The organism is Neobacillus niacini, assembly GCF_046591715.1.
GTDB lineage: Bacteria > Bacillota > Bacilli > Bacillales > Cytobacillaceae > Neobacillus > Neobacillus niacini_L.
Window position 1 is genome coordinate 255,456 of sequence record NZ_JAWVNQ010000003.1, and the last position, 13,909, is coordinate 269,364.

General features: G+C 38.7%; 18 protein-coding genes. 16 read left to right on the top strand and 2 right to left on the bottom strand.

Features of this window, described 5'->3' with window-relative positions; translation table 11 throughout:
* Nucleotides 1-17: 17 nt before the first annotated feature.
* From SFC47_RS11110 to SFC47_RS11120, 3 genes are all read left to right on the top strand, one after another.
* The gene (locus SFC47_RS11110; RefSeq protein WP_411254337.1) at nucleotides 18-707 is read left to right on the top strand and encodes a CoA transferase subunit A; all 690 of its coding nucleotides are present in this window, start codon (nucleotides 18-20) and stop codon (nucleotides 705-707) included.
* A 23-nt stretch (nucleotides 708-730) separates the two neighbouring features.
* Nucleotides 731-1,387 (top strand): CoA transferase subunit B, encoded by a 657-nt coding sequence (locus SFC47_RS11115; protein WP_411254338.1) that lies wholly within the window; start codon nucleotides 731-733, stop codon nucleotides 1,385-1,387.
* Nucleotides 1,388-1,479: 92 nt separating this feature from the next.
* Nucleotides 1,480-1,734, top strand: a complete 255-nt coding sequence (locus SFC47_RS11120) for a YqkE family protein (RefSeq protein WP_411254339.1) — start codon at nucleotides 1,480-1,482, stop codon at nucleotides 1,732-1,734.
* Nucleotides 1,735-1,757: 23 nt separating this feature from the next.
* On the opposite strand, the gene SFC47_RS11125 is transcribed toward SFC47_RS11120, so the two are convergent.
* Complete coding sequence (locus SFC47_RS11125; RefSeq protein WP_411254340.1) at nucleotides 1,758-2,669, bottom strand: aldo/keto reductase; 912 nt, start codon at nucleotides 2,667-2,669, stop codon at nucleotides 1,758-1,760.
* Between the two features lie 64 nt (nucleotides 2,670-2,733).
* Nucleotides 2,734-2,865, bottom strand: a complete 132-nt coding sequence (gene mciZ / locus SFC47_RS11130) for a Z-ring formation inhibitor MciZ (protein ID WP_411254341.1) — start codon at nucleotides 2,863-2,865, stop codon at nucleotides 2,734-2,736.
* Between the two features lie 73 nt (nucleotides 2,866-2,938).
* Here mciZ and SFC47_RS11135 point away from each other — a divergent pair, with 73 nt between their 5' ends.
* The 13 genes from SFC47_RS11135 (at nucleotide 2,939) to sigF (ending at nucleotide 13,905) form a co-directional block, all read left to right on the top strand.
* Complete coding sequence (locus SFC47_RS11135; protein WP_411254342.1) at nucleotides 2,939-3,493, top strand: NUDIX hydrolase; 555 nt, start codon at nucleotides 2,939-2,941, stop codon at nucleotides 3,491-3,493.
* On the top strand, nucleotides 3,490-4,653 hold the full coding sequence (locus SFC47_RS11140; RefSeq protein WP_411254343.1) for an endonuclease Q family protein: 1,164 nt from the start codon (nucleotides 3,490-3,492) through the stop codon (nucleotides 4,651-4,653). Before SFC47_RS11135 ends, SFC47_RS11140 begins: the two co-directional genes overlap by 4 nt.
* 180 nt (nucleotides 4,654-4,833) lie before the next feature.
* Nucleotides 4,834-5,478, top strand: a complete 645-nt coding sequence (gene spoIIM, locus SFC47_RS11145; RefSeq protein WP_411254344.1) for a stage II sporulation protein M — start codon at nucleotides 4,834-4,836, stop codon at nucleotides 5,476-5,478.
* A gap of 110 nt (nucleotides 5,479-5,588) precedes the next feature.
* Nucleotides 5,589-6,053 carry a ferric iron uptake transcriptional regulator gene (gene fur / locus SFC47_RS11150; protein ID WP_411254345.1) on the top strand — a complete coding sequence of 155 codons (465 nt, stop codon included), beginning with the start codon at nucleotides 5,589-5,591 and terminating at the stop codon, nucleotides 6,051-6,053.
* 147 nt (nucleotides 6,054-6,200) lie between these two features.
* On the top strand, nucleotides 6,201-6,428 hold the full coding sequence (locus tag SFC47_RS11155; protein WP_411254346.1) for a YqzK family protein: 228 nt from the start codon (nucleotides 6,201-6,203) through the stop codon (nucleotides 6,426-6,428).
* 4 nt (nucleotides 6,429-6,432) lie between these two features.
* Nucleotides 6,433-7,326, top strand: coding sequence for a site-specific tyrosine recombinase XerD (gene xerD, locus SFC47_RS11160; protein WP_411254347.1), 894 nt, complete (start codon nucleotides 6,433-6,435; stop codon nucleotides 7,324-7,326).
* A 217-nt stretch (nucleotides 7,327-7,543) separates the two neighbouring features.
* Nucleotides 7,544-8,728, top strand: coding sequence for a phosphopentomutase (gene deoB, locus SFC47_RS11165; RefSeq protein ID WP_411254348.1), 1,185 nt, complete (start codon nucleotides 7,544-7,546; stop codon nucleotides 8,726-8,728).
* A 12-nt stretch (nucleotides 8,729-8,740) separates the two neighbouring features.
* Nucleotides 8,741-9,562 (top strand): purine-nucleoside phosphorylase, encoded by an 822-nt coding sequence (locus tag SFC47_RS11170; RefSeq protein ID WP_411254349.1) that lies wholly within the window; start codon nucleotides 8,741-8,743, stop codon nucleotides 9,560-9,562.
* A gap of 32 nt (nucleotides 9,563-9,594) precedes the next feature.
* Complete coding sequence (locus SFC47_RS11175) at nucleotides 9,595-10,899, top strand: pyrimidine-nucleoside phosphorylase (RefSeq protein WP_411254350.1); 1,305 nt, start codon at nucleotides 9,595-9,597, stop codon at nucleotides 10,897-10,899.
* A gap of 124 nt (nucleotides 10,900-11,023) precedes the next feature.
* Nucleotides 11,024-12,193 carry a D-alanyl-D-alanine carboxypeptidase family protein gene (locus SFC47_RS11180; RefSeq protein ID WP_411254351.1) on the top strand — a complete coding sequence of 390 codons (1,170 nt, stop codon included), beginning with the start codon at nucleotides 11,024-11,026 and terminating at the stop codon, nucleotides 12,191-12,193.
* A gap of 149 nt (nucleotides 12,194-12,342) precedes the next feature.
* Complete coding sequence (gene spoIIAA, locus SFC47_RS11185) at nucleotides 12,343-12,693, top strand: anti-sigma F factor antagonist (RefSeq protein WP_411254352.1); 351 nt, start codon at nucleotides 12,343-12,345, stop codon at nucleotides 12,691-12,693.
* Nucleotides 12,694-13,134 carry an anti-sigma F factor gene (gene spoIIAB, locus SFC47_RS11190; protein WP_411254353.1) on the top strand — a complete coding sequence of 147 codons (441 nt, stop codon included), beginning with the start codon at nucleotides 12,694-12,696 and terminating at the stop codon, nucleotides 13,132-13,134. It begins immediately after the preceding gene.
* A gap of 12 nt (nucleotides 13,135-13,146) precedes the next feature.
* Nucleotides 13,147-13,905 carry an RNA polymerase sporulation sigma factor SigF gene (gene sigF, locus SFC47_RS11195; RefSeq protein ID WP_411254354.1) on the top strand — a complete coding sequence of 253 codons (759 nt, stop codon included), beginning with the start codon at nucleotides 13,147-13,149 and terminating at the stop codon, nucleotides 13,903-13,905.
* Nucleotides 13,906-13,909: the final 4 nt, after the last annotated feature.

Sequence of the window (13,909 nt, forward strand, 5' to 3'; positions counted from 1 at the left end):
AAGGGAGAACAGGCACGATGAAGAAAATTAGTACATCCTTCCAGGAAGCGGTCGCAGATATACAGGATGGAGCCACATTGATGGTCGGCGGTTTCGGTTTGTGCGGCATTCCTGAAAATCTAATTTTAGCGTTGGTAGAAAAAGGGGTAAAGGATCTAACGGTTATTTCCAATAACTGTGGAGTCGATGACTGGGGTCTTGGACCGCTTTTGAAAAATAAACAGATTAAGAAAATGATAGGATCTTATGTTGGAGAAAATAAAGAGTTCGAGAGACAGGTGTTAGCAGGTGAACTTGAAGTAGAACTGACACCACAGGGGACGTTAGCGGAAAAAATTAGAGCGGGCGGAGCGGGCATTCCAGCGTTTTATACTCCTGCAGGGGTAGGAACTCCGATTGCCGAAGGCAAGGAAACAAAGATATTTAATGGAAGAGAATATCTGCTAGAGGAAGCATTGACTGCTGATTTTAGCCTTGTTAGAGCATGGAAAGGCGACAAGATGGGAAATCTCGTCTATCACAAAACAGCCAGAAACTTCAATCCGATGATTGCTGCAGCCGGAAAGGTAACCATTGCTGAAGTGGAAACACTCTGTGAAATCGGAGAACTTGACCCTAACTTTATTCACACGCCTAGCGTCTACGTTCAGATGATAATCGAAGGGAAGCAGGAAAAAAGAATTGAGAGAATGACAGTAAAAAAATAGATTGCAGAAAGGAGAAAGTACCAATGGTCTCAGTTAGAGAGAGAATTGCTATAAGGGCAGAGAAAGAAATCGAAGACGGTTTTTATGTGAACTTAGGAATTGGGATGCCAACACTGGTAGCTAATTTTATATCCGAAAATAAGCAGGTTGTTCTGCAATCGGAGAATGGATTGCTTGGAATTGGTCCTTATCCAACAGAGGAAGAGGTAGACCCTGACTTAATTAACGCTGGGAAAGAAACCGTTACTGCCATTGGCGGGGCATCGTATTTTGATAGTGCTGAATCATTTGCAATGATTCGCGGCGGACATATTAACATCGCTATCCTTGGGGGAATGGAGGTATCTGAAACGGGGGATCTCGCGAACTGGATGATACCGGGTAAAATGATCAAAGGAATGGGCGGAGCGATGGACCTCGTCCATGGAGCTCAGAAAATTATTGTCATCATGGAGCATGTAAACAAGCGCGGTGAATCAAAAATACTAAAGGAATGCACGCTGCCGTTAACTGGAAAAGGTGTTGTTCATCGTATCATCACCGAACGCGCAGTAATGGATGTAACGGATTCAGGGTTAAGGCTGGTTGAAGTTGCCTCAGGGTATACAGTCGAGGATGTTGTGAATTCAACAGAAGCTTCCTTGACAGTAGACGAAAACGTGGTTCTCGAAGCATATTAAGAAAATTCAGCAGGCTGCCCATCATAACAGCCTGCTTTTTCTATTAAAAATGCTATAATACATATGACATAATGATTATGGGGGAGTTTAGGATGAAAAAGAAATCGAAACAAAAAAATCAATCTAAACCAAAAAATGTAGAAACAGCGGTAACGCTTAAAGATATGATTAATCCGGATTTAATTAAGCAATTAAAAGAACAGCAGGACCAGTTGAAGGCAGAAGAAGAGCGTAAGAAAGAAGCAGAAGAGCAGCGGAAACGAGAAGAACGCCGCTTAAAAGAAAAAAATAAATCCTTCGAGGACTTGCTCAACGAAAGCGGCATGAACTGGAAGGAATTTAAATAGGAGACCGAAAAGGTCTCCTATTTTTATCGATGTTCTTTATAAATTCCAGCCTTTGATAACCCCTTGATAATGGTAACTTCTTGTTCAGTTAAGGGCTGGCTTCTGACTGAGCTTGCATTAATTCTTACTTGTTCGGGACTGCTGGCCCCAGCAATTACAGAAGCGACAGCAGGATGTGCCAAATTATATTGAAGTGCTATTTCGCTAAAAGAACGATCTGATGCCAGCCTGTCCTTTAGTGGAGGCAGGACATCAAGCAGCTCTTGTTCACTATAGTCTTGATATCCTTTTTCGGAAACCTTTTCTAGCATTTTATCACTAAGTAACCCCTTTGCGAGTGGACCTCTGGTCACAACGCTAATTCCATGCTCATGCAAGAAAGGTAATGACTCTTCTTCAGGACGTCTGTCTAAAATGCTATACTGCATCATGACAGAAATAAGATTGGACTTTTGAACATACTCACGAATGACGTTTGGCCGAATCGATGAAATTCCATAATACCGGATAAATCCCTCTGACTTTAATTCTTCAAATGCATCTATCGTTTCATCAATCCGATCTTCAATGGTGCCGCCATGCAGCTGATAGAGGTCAATGTAGTCTGTACCCAGCCGTTTTAAACTTTGTTTGACTGCTTCTTTTATGTACGATTTGGATGGGTCCCATGACCAGCCTGATTTATCAGATTTCCAGCGGTTCCCAACCTTTGTCGCAAGAATTACTTTTTCACGAACACCCTTTAAAGCATCCCCGACGATTTTTTCATTTTCACCGAAATCATATAAATCTGCTGTATCAAAATAATTAATGCCCTCTTCCAATGCAGCCTCTATAATAGCTCTAGCAGCTTTTTCTTCTGTACCAATTGACATGCACCCTAAGCCTAACTCCGTAACCCATAATTCTGAATTTCCCAGTTTTCTCTTTTTCATATCATTCACCCCGTTCTTTTCTATAATTTTACGAAAGTACGGGGAAGACTACAAATGTAAAAGGCTATTTAGGAGCGACTTTTTCCAGCCATTCGGCAACGGTAGAATACTCTTTATTGTATTCCTTTAGCTTTTGGACGATTTCCCAGCCCTTCCCAACGAGAATAATTCCCTTCTCATGCACATATACCTTCATTCCATACCCCCAAAAACAATGTATGGTAAAATGTATGAGCAAAATAATCAGAAATAGAACAGGAGTTGACATAGTGGGTAATCTTTTTGAAAAAACCATACATAGCGAAGAAATTTTCTCAGGCAAAGTCATTAGCCTTCAACTTCAGGATGTTGAGCTTCCAAATGGAAAGCACTCAAAAAGAGAGATTATTAAGCATCCAGGTGCAGTCGCAATTTTGGCCATCACAGATGATAAAAAAATTGTTATGGTCGAGCAATTTCGTAAAGCACTTGAAACTACGATTGTAGAAATACCAGCAGGGAAGTTAGAAAAAGGCGAAGAACCTGCTCTTTGTGCCCGTCGGGAATTAGAAGAAGAAACAGGGTACGAATGTGAAAGTTTGGACCTGCTCATCTCATTCTATACATCTCCTGGATTTGCAGATGAGATTGTTCATTTATATGTTGCTAAGGGATTAACAAAGAAAGAAAATGCGGCCGCACTTGATGAGGATGAATTTGTGAACATTGAGGAATTAACTCTTGATGAAGCCATTCAATATATAAAAGAACAAAAAATTTATGATGCTAAAACGGCCTATGCCGTTCAATACTTACAGCTGCAAGAGGCATTAGGAAAAAAATGAATTTCTATTATGTAGATTTACATATTCATATCGGAAGAACCTGGACGGGTAAGCCTGTTAAAATAACAGGTGCAAAATCATTAACGTTTTCAAATATCATCGAGCATGCCAGACATGAAAAAGGTCTGAATATGATTGGTATTATTGATAGCCATTCACCAGAAGTAATCCTTGAAATGGAAAGCCTGGCAGCAAGTGGAGACATTATTGAACATCATGATGGCGGTTTGGCTTACGGAGATTTAACCGTTATTCCTGGTTCAGAATTAGAAATCTATGATGACCAATGCAATGGTCCCATACATGTACTATGCTATTTTCCGACTATCGCGATTATGAGAGAGTTTTCGAACTGGCTGTCTCATCACTTGAAAAATGTCCAATTAAGTTCGCAGCGAATTTATGCATCGGGTCTCGAGTTACAAAAAAAAGTAAAAGAACTAGGCGGATTATTTATTCCTGCGCATGTGTTTACACCTTTTAAGAGCCTTTATGGCAAGGGGGTTCATAGATCTTTAACAGAAGTATTCAATCCTGACTTAATCGATGGAATTGAACTGGGGTTAAGTTCAAATACAGAGATGGCCGACCAGATAAAGGAGTTACATAACTATACCTTTGTGACTAATTCCGATGCCCACTCTTTGGCAAAAATTGCTCGCGAGTATCAAGTAATGGTAATGAAAGAACCATCATTTAAAGAATTGGGAATGGCGTTGAAAACAGAACAGGGAAGAAAAATTGTTGCAAATTATGGTTTAGACCCGCTCCTAGGCAAGTACCACAAAACTGTCTGTGCAAAATGCCTGCATCCAGCAGGTAAGGAAGACCAAATATGTACACAGTGTGGAAAAAATCAAATTGTAAAAGGGGTAGCCGACAGAATACGTGAGTTGAGGTCGGCACAAGGGAGTCCAGAAGGACGTCCGCCTTATATTCATCAGGTCCCGTTAGATTTTATACCAGGACTGGGACCGAAAATTCTCGAAAAACTCGTCAATCATTTTGGTTCTGAAATGGCCATATTGCATGAAGTTCCCTCTCAGGCATTGAAAGAAGTGGTTCCTGCTAAAATTGCTGAATTAATTATGAAAGCAAGAGAAGGTAAGGTGAATTTGGCAGCCGGCGGCGGCGGAAAATACGGAAAAATTGCAGACTAAAATAATATATTCAATCACAAATCTGGCAGAGCACCAAATCTGCCAGTTTTTTGTATGCTAACGGAGAATGAATATACCCCTAAAACTCAAGAAAATGAAAATCTATTAATTTATCGTCATAGAAATACTAGAAAGGCATAAAATGTAATAACTGATTAGGAGAAGTAGGAGGGACTGCAGATGAAGAAACGATTGTACCAGAACGATGCCGCTAGTTATTTCCGTGAGCATTCCTCAATTTTTTTATTTATTGTCATTTTATTTTTAATGGGTGTCATTTTTGGAGCAATAGTGGTAAATAGCATGAGCATTACCCAGAAGGAAGATTTATTTTATTATTTATCACAGTTCTTTGGTCAAATTCTAAATGGAAAAGTTGCAGAAAATAATGAGTTATTTGCTCAAAGTTTTCTTCATAACAGCAAGTTCATTGGGCTGATTTGGATTCTAGGAATCTCAATAATTGGACTGCCAGTTATCCTGATCCTCTTATTTATTAAAGGATTGGTAGTAGGTTTTACAGTTGGTTTCCTTGTCAGTCAGTTGGGCTTAAAAGGATTTCTACTTGCATTTGTATCCATTCTCCCACAAAATTTGATTATCATTCCCGTTTTCATCTTAATGGCAGCTCTAGCGGTAATATTCTCATTGAGAATGATTAAGAAACAATTCTTTAAGACATATGGACAGCCTATTTTACCGTTTTTTAAAAACTATATTCTCACTATCATAGTGGCTGTAGTTCTTATTTCTGCTGCCTCAGGAGTTGAGGCGTACGTATCACCATGGCTGATGAAAACAATGATGGGATCACTTAATTTATAGTATTTATTAGTTGATATTTATTATAAACTGTAGTTTATAATAATTTTATTTTGACACCTCTTTCTCATCTGTTATAATGAGAATAGCAGCGGCGAGGGAGGGACTTCGGGATGGAAACTAGAATTGAGAGAATAAAAAAGCATTTGCATTCGTCAAGTTATAAGCTAACACCTCAACGTGAAGCAACCGTTCGGGTATTGTTAGAGCACGAAGAGGATCATTTAAGTGCAGAAGATGTATACCTCCTCGTTAAGGAAAAGTCGCCTGAAATTGGGCTGGCAACTGTATATCGTACACTCGAGCTATTAACTGAATTGAAAATTGTTGATAAAATTAACTTCGGCGATGGAGTTTCCCGTTATGACCTTCGTCAAGAAGGGGCAGCCCATTTTCATCATCATCTTGTTTGTATTGAATGCGGTGCAGTTGATGAGATTCAAGAAGACCTTCTTGAAGATGTGGAGGCCGTGGTGGAACGAAGATGGAACTTTAAAATAAAAGATCATCGTCTTACCTTTCACGGTATTTGCTATCGCTGCCTGGATAAAGGAAAAGTGGAAGAAAACGCTGAATAATAGACAAAGTCCTTTTTATTAAAAGGGGCTTTTTTTATTGCGTTTACCGATTCTAATAAATATATTTGTTAAAATAGTGCCTCTAGGTATAAAAGGTGGACAAATTGGCATATCTTTTACTAGGCTTAATGTTTGGGGGAGAGATAAATGTTCTCTTTTATTAAAGTAGTACTGCAAACCTTAAAGGTTTTCATCATATTCACCGGATGCACGATACTCTTTTATTATGGTATTATGTGGGTAAATGAAGAGTATCAAAATTACCATCGCTATGACTCACCAGAAGGCTCTGCCTTAAAGGTTTCCACACTAAACAATGATGAAAATCCTGTCTGGCTGGATCGGCTGATTTTGTTTTACTTAAATGGGGAGTAGTACAATGAATGAGGATTTAAAAAATTTTATGCAGTTTCTACTGGTAGAAAAAAGGATGGCGAAGAATACGCTGCTATCATATGAACGAGATTTGAATAACTATCTTCACTATTTAAAAAACGTTGAAGCAGTTGAAACTTTAAATCATGTTCAGAGAGTTCATATCGTCCACTTTCTAAACTTTTTAAAGGAGCAGGGGAAATCTCCAAAAACTGTGGCTAGGCATGTGGCATCAATAAGGGCTTACCATCAATTTTTATTGCGTAATCATACAGTCAGTGAGGACCCATCTGTCCTCATCGAGATTCCTAAGTCACAAAGGTCTATACCAAAAGTTTTAAGTTTAGAGGAGGTAGAAAAGCTTTTAGAAATATCGAATGGACAAGGGCATTTTGCATTGAGGGACAAGGCAATGCTTGAAATTCTTTATGCTACTGGAATTCGTGTCAGTGAGCTTATTCAAATGGATGTAGAACATGTGAATTTAACAATGGGATTCGTTACAATTATTGGAAATAGCAATAAAGAACGTATTATTCCAGTTGGCGGACCAGCGGCAGAAGCATTAAAACGATATTTAGACAATGGAAGACCAAATTTACTGATGAAGAATAATGCAGTGGGTGCTTTGTTCTTAAATCACCATGGAAAGCGGCTGTCACGTCAGGGATTTTGGAAGATTCTAAAAAAATTGGCTAATGAAGCGGGAATTGTCAATGAATTAACACCTCACACACTACGCCATTCATTTGCAGCACATCTTTTACAAAATGGAGCTGATTTAAAAGCAGTCCAAGAAATGCTGGGACATGCTGATATTTCTTCTACACAAATATACACGCAGTTATCCAAGACAAGGATAAAGGATGTCTATAGTAAATTCCACCCTCGAGCTTAATAGGATACTAGTTTACTAACAATTTTATAAAATGTCGAAAAGCTGCCAAATTTATGGTCAGCTTTTTATTGTATTTTTACTAGAGTTTAGTAAAATATAGAGGTCAGACTTCTGACGTTAGATTTATAAAAGCGTAAATAATACTATTTTATTAAGGGCAATCTATTTTTATTAATTTCAGCTTTATTTCTATTATAGAAAAAGGAGGAAGACTAGAATGACATTTAATACATATAAACGTATATTTTTGATTGTGATGGATTCTGTTGGGATAGGGGAATCACCGGATGCAGGAAAGTTTGGTGATAAAGGTGCAGATACGCTTGGCCATATCGCTGAAAAAATGAACGGTCTAAATATGCCTAATATGGGAAAATTGGGATTAAGCAATATTCGCGAAATAAAGGGAATTGAAAAAGCTGTAAATCCCTTAGCGTACTATACTAAAATGATGGAAGCATCAAACGGAAAGGACACGATGACAGGACATTGGGAAATTATGGGTTTGAATATACAAACACCTTTCCGTGTTTTTCCTGACGGATTTCCAGATGAGCTTCTTTCACAATTAGAGGAAAAGACTGGCAGAAAGATTATTGGCAATAAACCCGCTAGTGGAACGGAAATTCTCGATGAACTTGGGGAAGAACATATGAAAACGGGAGCTTTAATTGTTTATACTTCTGCGGATTCTGTGCTGCAAATTGCTGCCCATGAAGATATTATTCCAATTGAAGAACAATACAAAATATGTAAGTTTGCTCGTGAATTAACTCTTGATGAAAAATATATGGTTGGCCGTGTAATTGCTCGTCCATTCATAGGTGAACCAGGCAGCTTTAAGAGAACAGCTAATCGCCATGACTATGCATTAAAACCATTTGATAGAACGGTTATGAATGAGATGAAAGATGCAGGTTTGGATGTCATTGCGATAGGCAAAATCTCAGATATTTATGACGGTGAGGGTGTTACTCAGTCTCTGAGGACGATTTCCAATATGGATGGCATGGATAAGTTAGTACAAACACTAGATATGGATTTTACGGGGATGAGTTTCTTAAATTTAGTGGATTTTGATGCACTATATGGACATCGCCGTGATCCAGAAGGCTATGGAAAAGCGCTGGAAGATTATGACGCCCGCTTACCAGAAGTGTTTTCTAAGCTGAAAGAGGATGATTTGTTAATTATAACAGCGGACCACGGAAATGATCCAGTGGCACCTGGGACGGATCACACACGTGAATATGTACCATTAATTGTTTATTCCAAGAAAATGGCAGGAGGTAAAGAACTTCCTATCCGTGAAACATTTGCTGATATCGGAGCAACAGTTGCAGATAACTTTAAAGTGAAAATGCCTAATTTCGGAAAAAGCTTTTTACAAGAACTGAATTAAAGGGGTATGAAGATGAATATAGAAAAGATTCAAAACGCTGCAGGATTTTTGAAAGGAAAATATTCAAACACACCACAGGTTGGACTAATCTTAGGCTCTGGTCTTGGAGTTTTAGCAGATGAAATTGAGAATCCAGTTAAAATACCATATAACGAAATCCCTGATTTTCCTATTTCAACGGTAGAAGGACATGCAGGACAACTCGTATTTGGACTATTAAATGGTGTAGAAGTGGTTGCGATGCAAGGCAGGTTCCATTTCTATGAAGGGTATGGGATGGATAAAGTAACCTTCCCAGTTCGCGTTATGAAAGAACTGGGTGTAGATATGCTGATTGTGACAAATGCTGCCGGCGGAGTAAACGAAAGCTTTGAGGCGGGAGATTTAATGATTATTACCGATCATATTAATTTTATGGGTACTAATCCACTAATCGGTCCGAATGATTCAAAGCTAGGTGCTCGTTTCCCTGATATGTCAGAAGCTTACTCAAAAGAGTTAAGGGCAATTGCGAAAGATATTGCTGCACAAATTAACCTAAATGTTAAGGAAGGCGTTTATTTTGGAAATCCTGGTCCAGTGTATGAGACACCTGCAGAGGTCAGAATGGTCCGGACGCTTGGCGGGGACGCTGTTGGGATGTCTACAGTTCCTGAAGTGATTGTTGCTCGTCACAGCGGAATGAAGGTACTGGGCATTTCCTGTATTTCTAATATGGCTGCAGGTATTCTTGACCAGCCTTTAACACATGATGAAGTAATTGAAACAACGGAAAGAGTAAAAGCAAACTTTCTATTATATATAAAAGAAATTGTTAGAAGTATAGCAAAATAAATTGTAATTATCCTATAAAAGTGGTGATTTGTATGAGAATGGTTGATTTAATTGAGAAAAAAAGAGATGGTCATGAACTGACTACTGAAGAAATAAAATATATTATTAATGGCTATACAGATGGATCGATACCAGACTACCAGGTTAGTGCCCTAACCATGGCAATCTTTTTTCAAGGGATGACTGAAAAAGAAAGAGCGGATTTAACGATGGCAATGGTTGAATCCGGCGATCAAATTGATTTATCACAAATTGAAGGAATTAAAGTGGATAAGCATTCAACTGGAGGAGTAGGCGATACAACAACACTAGTTCTTGGACCTCTTGTTGCTGCACTAGGAGTTCCAGTTGCAAAAATGTCTGGGCGCGGGTTAGGTCATACCGGCGGTACGATTGATAAATTAGAAGCAGTAAAAGGCTTCCACGTTGAAATCGAGAACGAGGAGTTTATTGATTTAGTTAATAAAAATAAAATTGCGGTTATTGGACAAAGCGGCAACTTAACACCTGCAGATAAAAAGTTATATGCATTAAGAGATGTAACAGCCACGGTTAACAGTATTCCACTGATTGCTGGCTCAATCATGAGTAAAAAAATCGCTGCTGGTGCTGATGCGATTGTTCTAGATGTAAAAACGGGTGCAGGAGCCTTCATGAAGACGATTGATGACTCGAGAGAACTGGCTAAAGCAATGGTAGGCATCGGAAACAATGTGGGAAGACGAACAATGGCTGTTATTTCTGACATGAGTCAGCCGCTTGGGTTTGCAATCGGAAATGCATTGGAAGTTAAGGAAGCAATTGATACCTTAAAGGGTGAAGGTCCCGAGGACTTAACAGAGCTTTGTTTAACGCTTGGAAGTCACATGGTTTACTTAGCTGAAAAGGCTAGTTCGTTAGCTGAAGCACGCACAATGCTTGAGAAGGTTATTAAAGATGGATCTGCGCTTGAAAAGTTTAAGGTCTTCTTGAGCTCACAAGGTGGAGATGCATCCATTGTTGATGATCCTTCTAAAATGCCGCAAGCACAATATACTTTTGAGCTAGAAGCAAAAGAAGATGGTTATGTTTCTGAGATTGTTGCAGATGAAGTAGGGACCGCAGCAATGAAATTAGGTGCAGGAAGAGCGACAAAAGAGTCTGTCATTGATTTAGCGGTAGGACTTGTTTTAAGGAAGAAAATCGGTGATCAGGTGAAAAAAGGTGAATCGTTAGTAACGATATACAGTAATTTTGAGGATGTAAGTGAAGTAAAAGAAATGCTTTATGAAAACATCATTGTTTCTTCTGAAAAAGTAGAGGCACCAATTCTAATTCATGAAGAAATAACTGAATAGACACTAGTAATTTAAAGTCCAGGAAAAACTCCTGGACTTTTTTATGCTGTCTTTAGGAAAATATTGTATAAAGTTGTTGGATTTGGAAAAAATGGAATCTATATAAAGAATGGAGGGTTATGCAATGAAACGATATATTTCTTTACTAGTAATAGCCTTGTTACTAACAAGTTTATGGATTCCGTCAGTATCTGCAGAAGAAAAAACAACTTCTGATATAACAGATAATGTAAGATCCGCGGTTTTAATTGAGCGTGATACTGGTCAAATTCTTTATGAGAAAAATAGTAATGAAGAGCTCCCGCCTGCAAGCATGACAAAAATTATGACCATGCTTCTTATTATGGAGGCCATTGATCAAGGGAAACTGAAATGGGATGAAAGTGTCCGTACTAGTGAGTATGCTGCCTCTATGGGCGGTTCGCAAATCTTCCTTGAACCTGGAGAAGAAATGACAGTTAAGCAAATGCTCCAAGGGATTGCAATTGGTTCTGGGAATGATGCATCCGTAGCGATGGCCGAGAAAATTGCAGGATCTGAAGAGGCTTTTGTTGACATGATGAATAACAAAGTAAAAGAACTTGGCTTGAAAAATACGACCTTTAAGAATACTACAGGTCTTCCTGGAAGCGGTCATTATAGTTCTGCGCATGATATGGCGATTATGGCCAAGGAACTATTAAAATATGAAGACATAACAAAGTTCACTGGAACATATGAAGCGTATTTGCGTGAAAACACCGATAAAAAATTCTGGCTTGTAAATACCAATAAATTAGTTCGCTTTTATCCTGGAGTAGACGGACTTAAGACAGGATTTACCGCTGAAGCAAAATATTGTTTAACCGCAACCGCACAAAAGGATGGCATGCGTGTCATTGCTGTAGTTTTTGGAGCACCGACTTCTAAAGAAAGAAATGCCCAAGTGACTAAGATGCTTAACTATGCGTTCGCTCAGTATCAAACTCACCCAATGTTTAAGCGAAATGAGGTAATTGGTAATGCCCATGTAAACAAAGGGAAAGAGAAGAGAGTAGAAGCAGTTACTAGCGAACCTCTTTCTTTACTCACCAAAAAAGGTGAAAAAACGGAGGATGTTAAACAAAAAGTTACCCTTCAAAAAAACCTTAATGCTCCAATTAAAAAAGGGGATAAGGTTGGAAGTATTCAATTTGTGAAAGATGGAAAGGTAGTTCTTAAAAGTGATTTAGTTGCAAAGAACAATGTGAAAGAAGCAACCTGGTGGACACTTTATAAGCGCTCATTTGGTATGTTCACAAAAGCTGGGAAGTAGATGAATGTCCAGCTCCCGGCGCTTCCGCTTTTCTTTTGTCGAATACCAACTTTTTTTAGCAAATTTCAACTAGTTTTGTCTTAGTAGAAGGAGATTGCTCTAACGGCAACGAATTGACTCACTATACCAGATGAAGGAGGCTAGGGATAGTGAGTCTTAACATTGAAATGGAAATAAAACATGATGTTTTATGCTTGAGATTAAGCGGTGAACTCGATCATCATACAGCGGACGAATTAAGAGAACAGGCTGCTAATGCAATTGAAAAAAATAATATTCGTCATATAGTGTTGAATCTAGAACAGCTTTCTTTTATGGATAGCTCAGGGTTAGGTGTCATTTTAGGGCGGTATAAGCAAATTAAGCAGGTGCATGGTGAAATGGTAGTTTGTGCGATTTCCCCTGCAATACAACGTTTATTCGATATGTCGGGGATGTTTAAGATTATTAAGCTTGAGCCGACTGAAGAGTTTGCATTGCAAAGATTGGGGGTGGCCTGAGTGAAGAATTCAATGAACCTTCAATTCAGTGCTTTAAGTCAAAATGAATCATTTGCCCGTGTCACGGTTGCTGCTTTTATTGCACAGCTTGACCCTACCATGGATGAACTGACTGAAATCAAAACGGTTGTTTCTGAAGCAGTAACCAACTCAATTATTCATGGATATGAAAATGATCCTAATGGAGTTGTTTATATTCAGGTGACCATTGAAGATAACTTAGTAGATATTTCAATTAAAGATGTCGGACTAGGTATTGTAGATGTGGAGGAAGCTCGACAGCCATTATTTACAACTAAACCAGATTTAGAAAGATCTGGTATGGGATTCACTATCATGGAAAATTTCATGGATGAGGTTGAGGTTCTCACACAGCCAGGTAAAGGAACCGAAGTAAGACTAAAAAAGCATTTACACACAAGCAAAATGCTATGCAATTAAGGAGACTTGCCAATGGATGTGGAGGTCAAAAAAGATAAAGCGCAAACGTATTTAAAAGACCATGAAGTGAAGGAACTGATCAAGAAAAGCCAAGACGGCGACCAAGCAGCAAGAGACCTTATTGCTGAAAAAAATATGCGTCTTGTTTGGTCTGTTGTCCAGCGGTTTCTGAATAGGGGATATGACCCAGATGATCTTTTTCAAATTGGATGCATTGGATTGCTTAAATCTGTAGATAAATTTGATCTTTCTTATGATGTGAAATTTTCTACCTATGCAGTTCCAATGATTATTGGTGAAATCCAAAGGTTTATTCGTGATGATGGAACGGTTAAGGTAAGCCGTTCATTAAAAGAAATGGGTAACCGAATTAGAAAAGCGAAAGATGAATTATCTAAGATTTATGGAAGAATTCCCACGGTGAACGAGATTTCAGAGCATCTTCAGTTATCACCAGAAGACGTGATTCTCGCTCAGGAGGCAAGTCGGACGCCATCTTCTATTCATGAAACAGTTTATGAAAATGATGGAGATCCTATTACCTTATTAGATCAGATTGACGATGGAAATGAGGGTAAATGGTTTGACAAGATAGCCTTAAAAGAAGCAATAAGAGAATTGGATGAACGTGAGCGGCTCATTGTTTATTTGCGTTATTACAAGGATCAAACGCAATCAGAAGTAGCAGTGAGATTGGGAATTTCTCAGGTGCAAGTTTCAAGGCTTGAAAAAAAGATATTGCAGCAAATGAAAGACCGAATGGATCTCTAAAGAT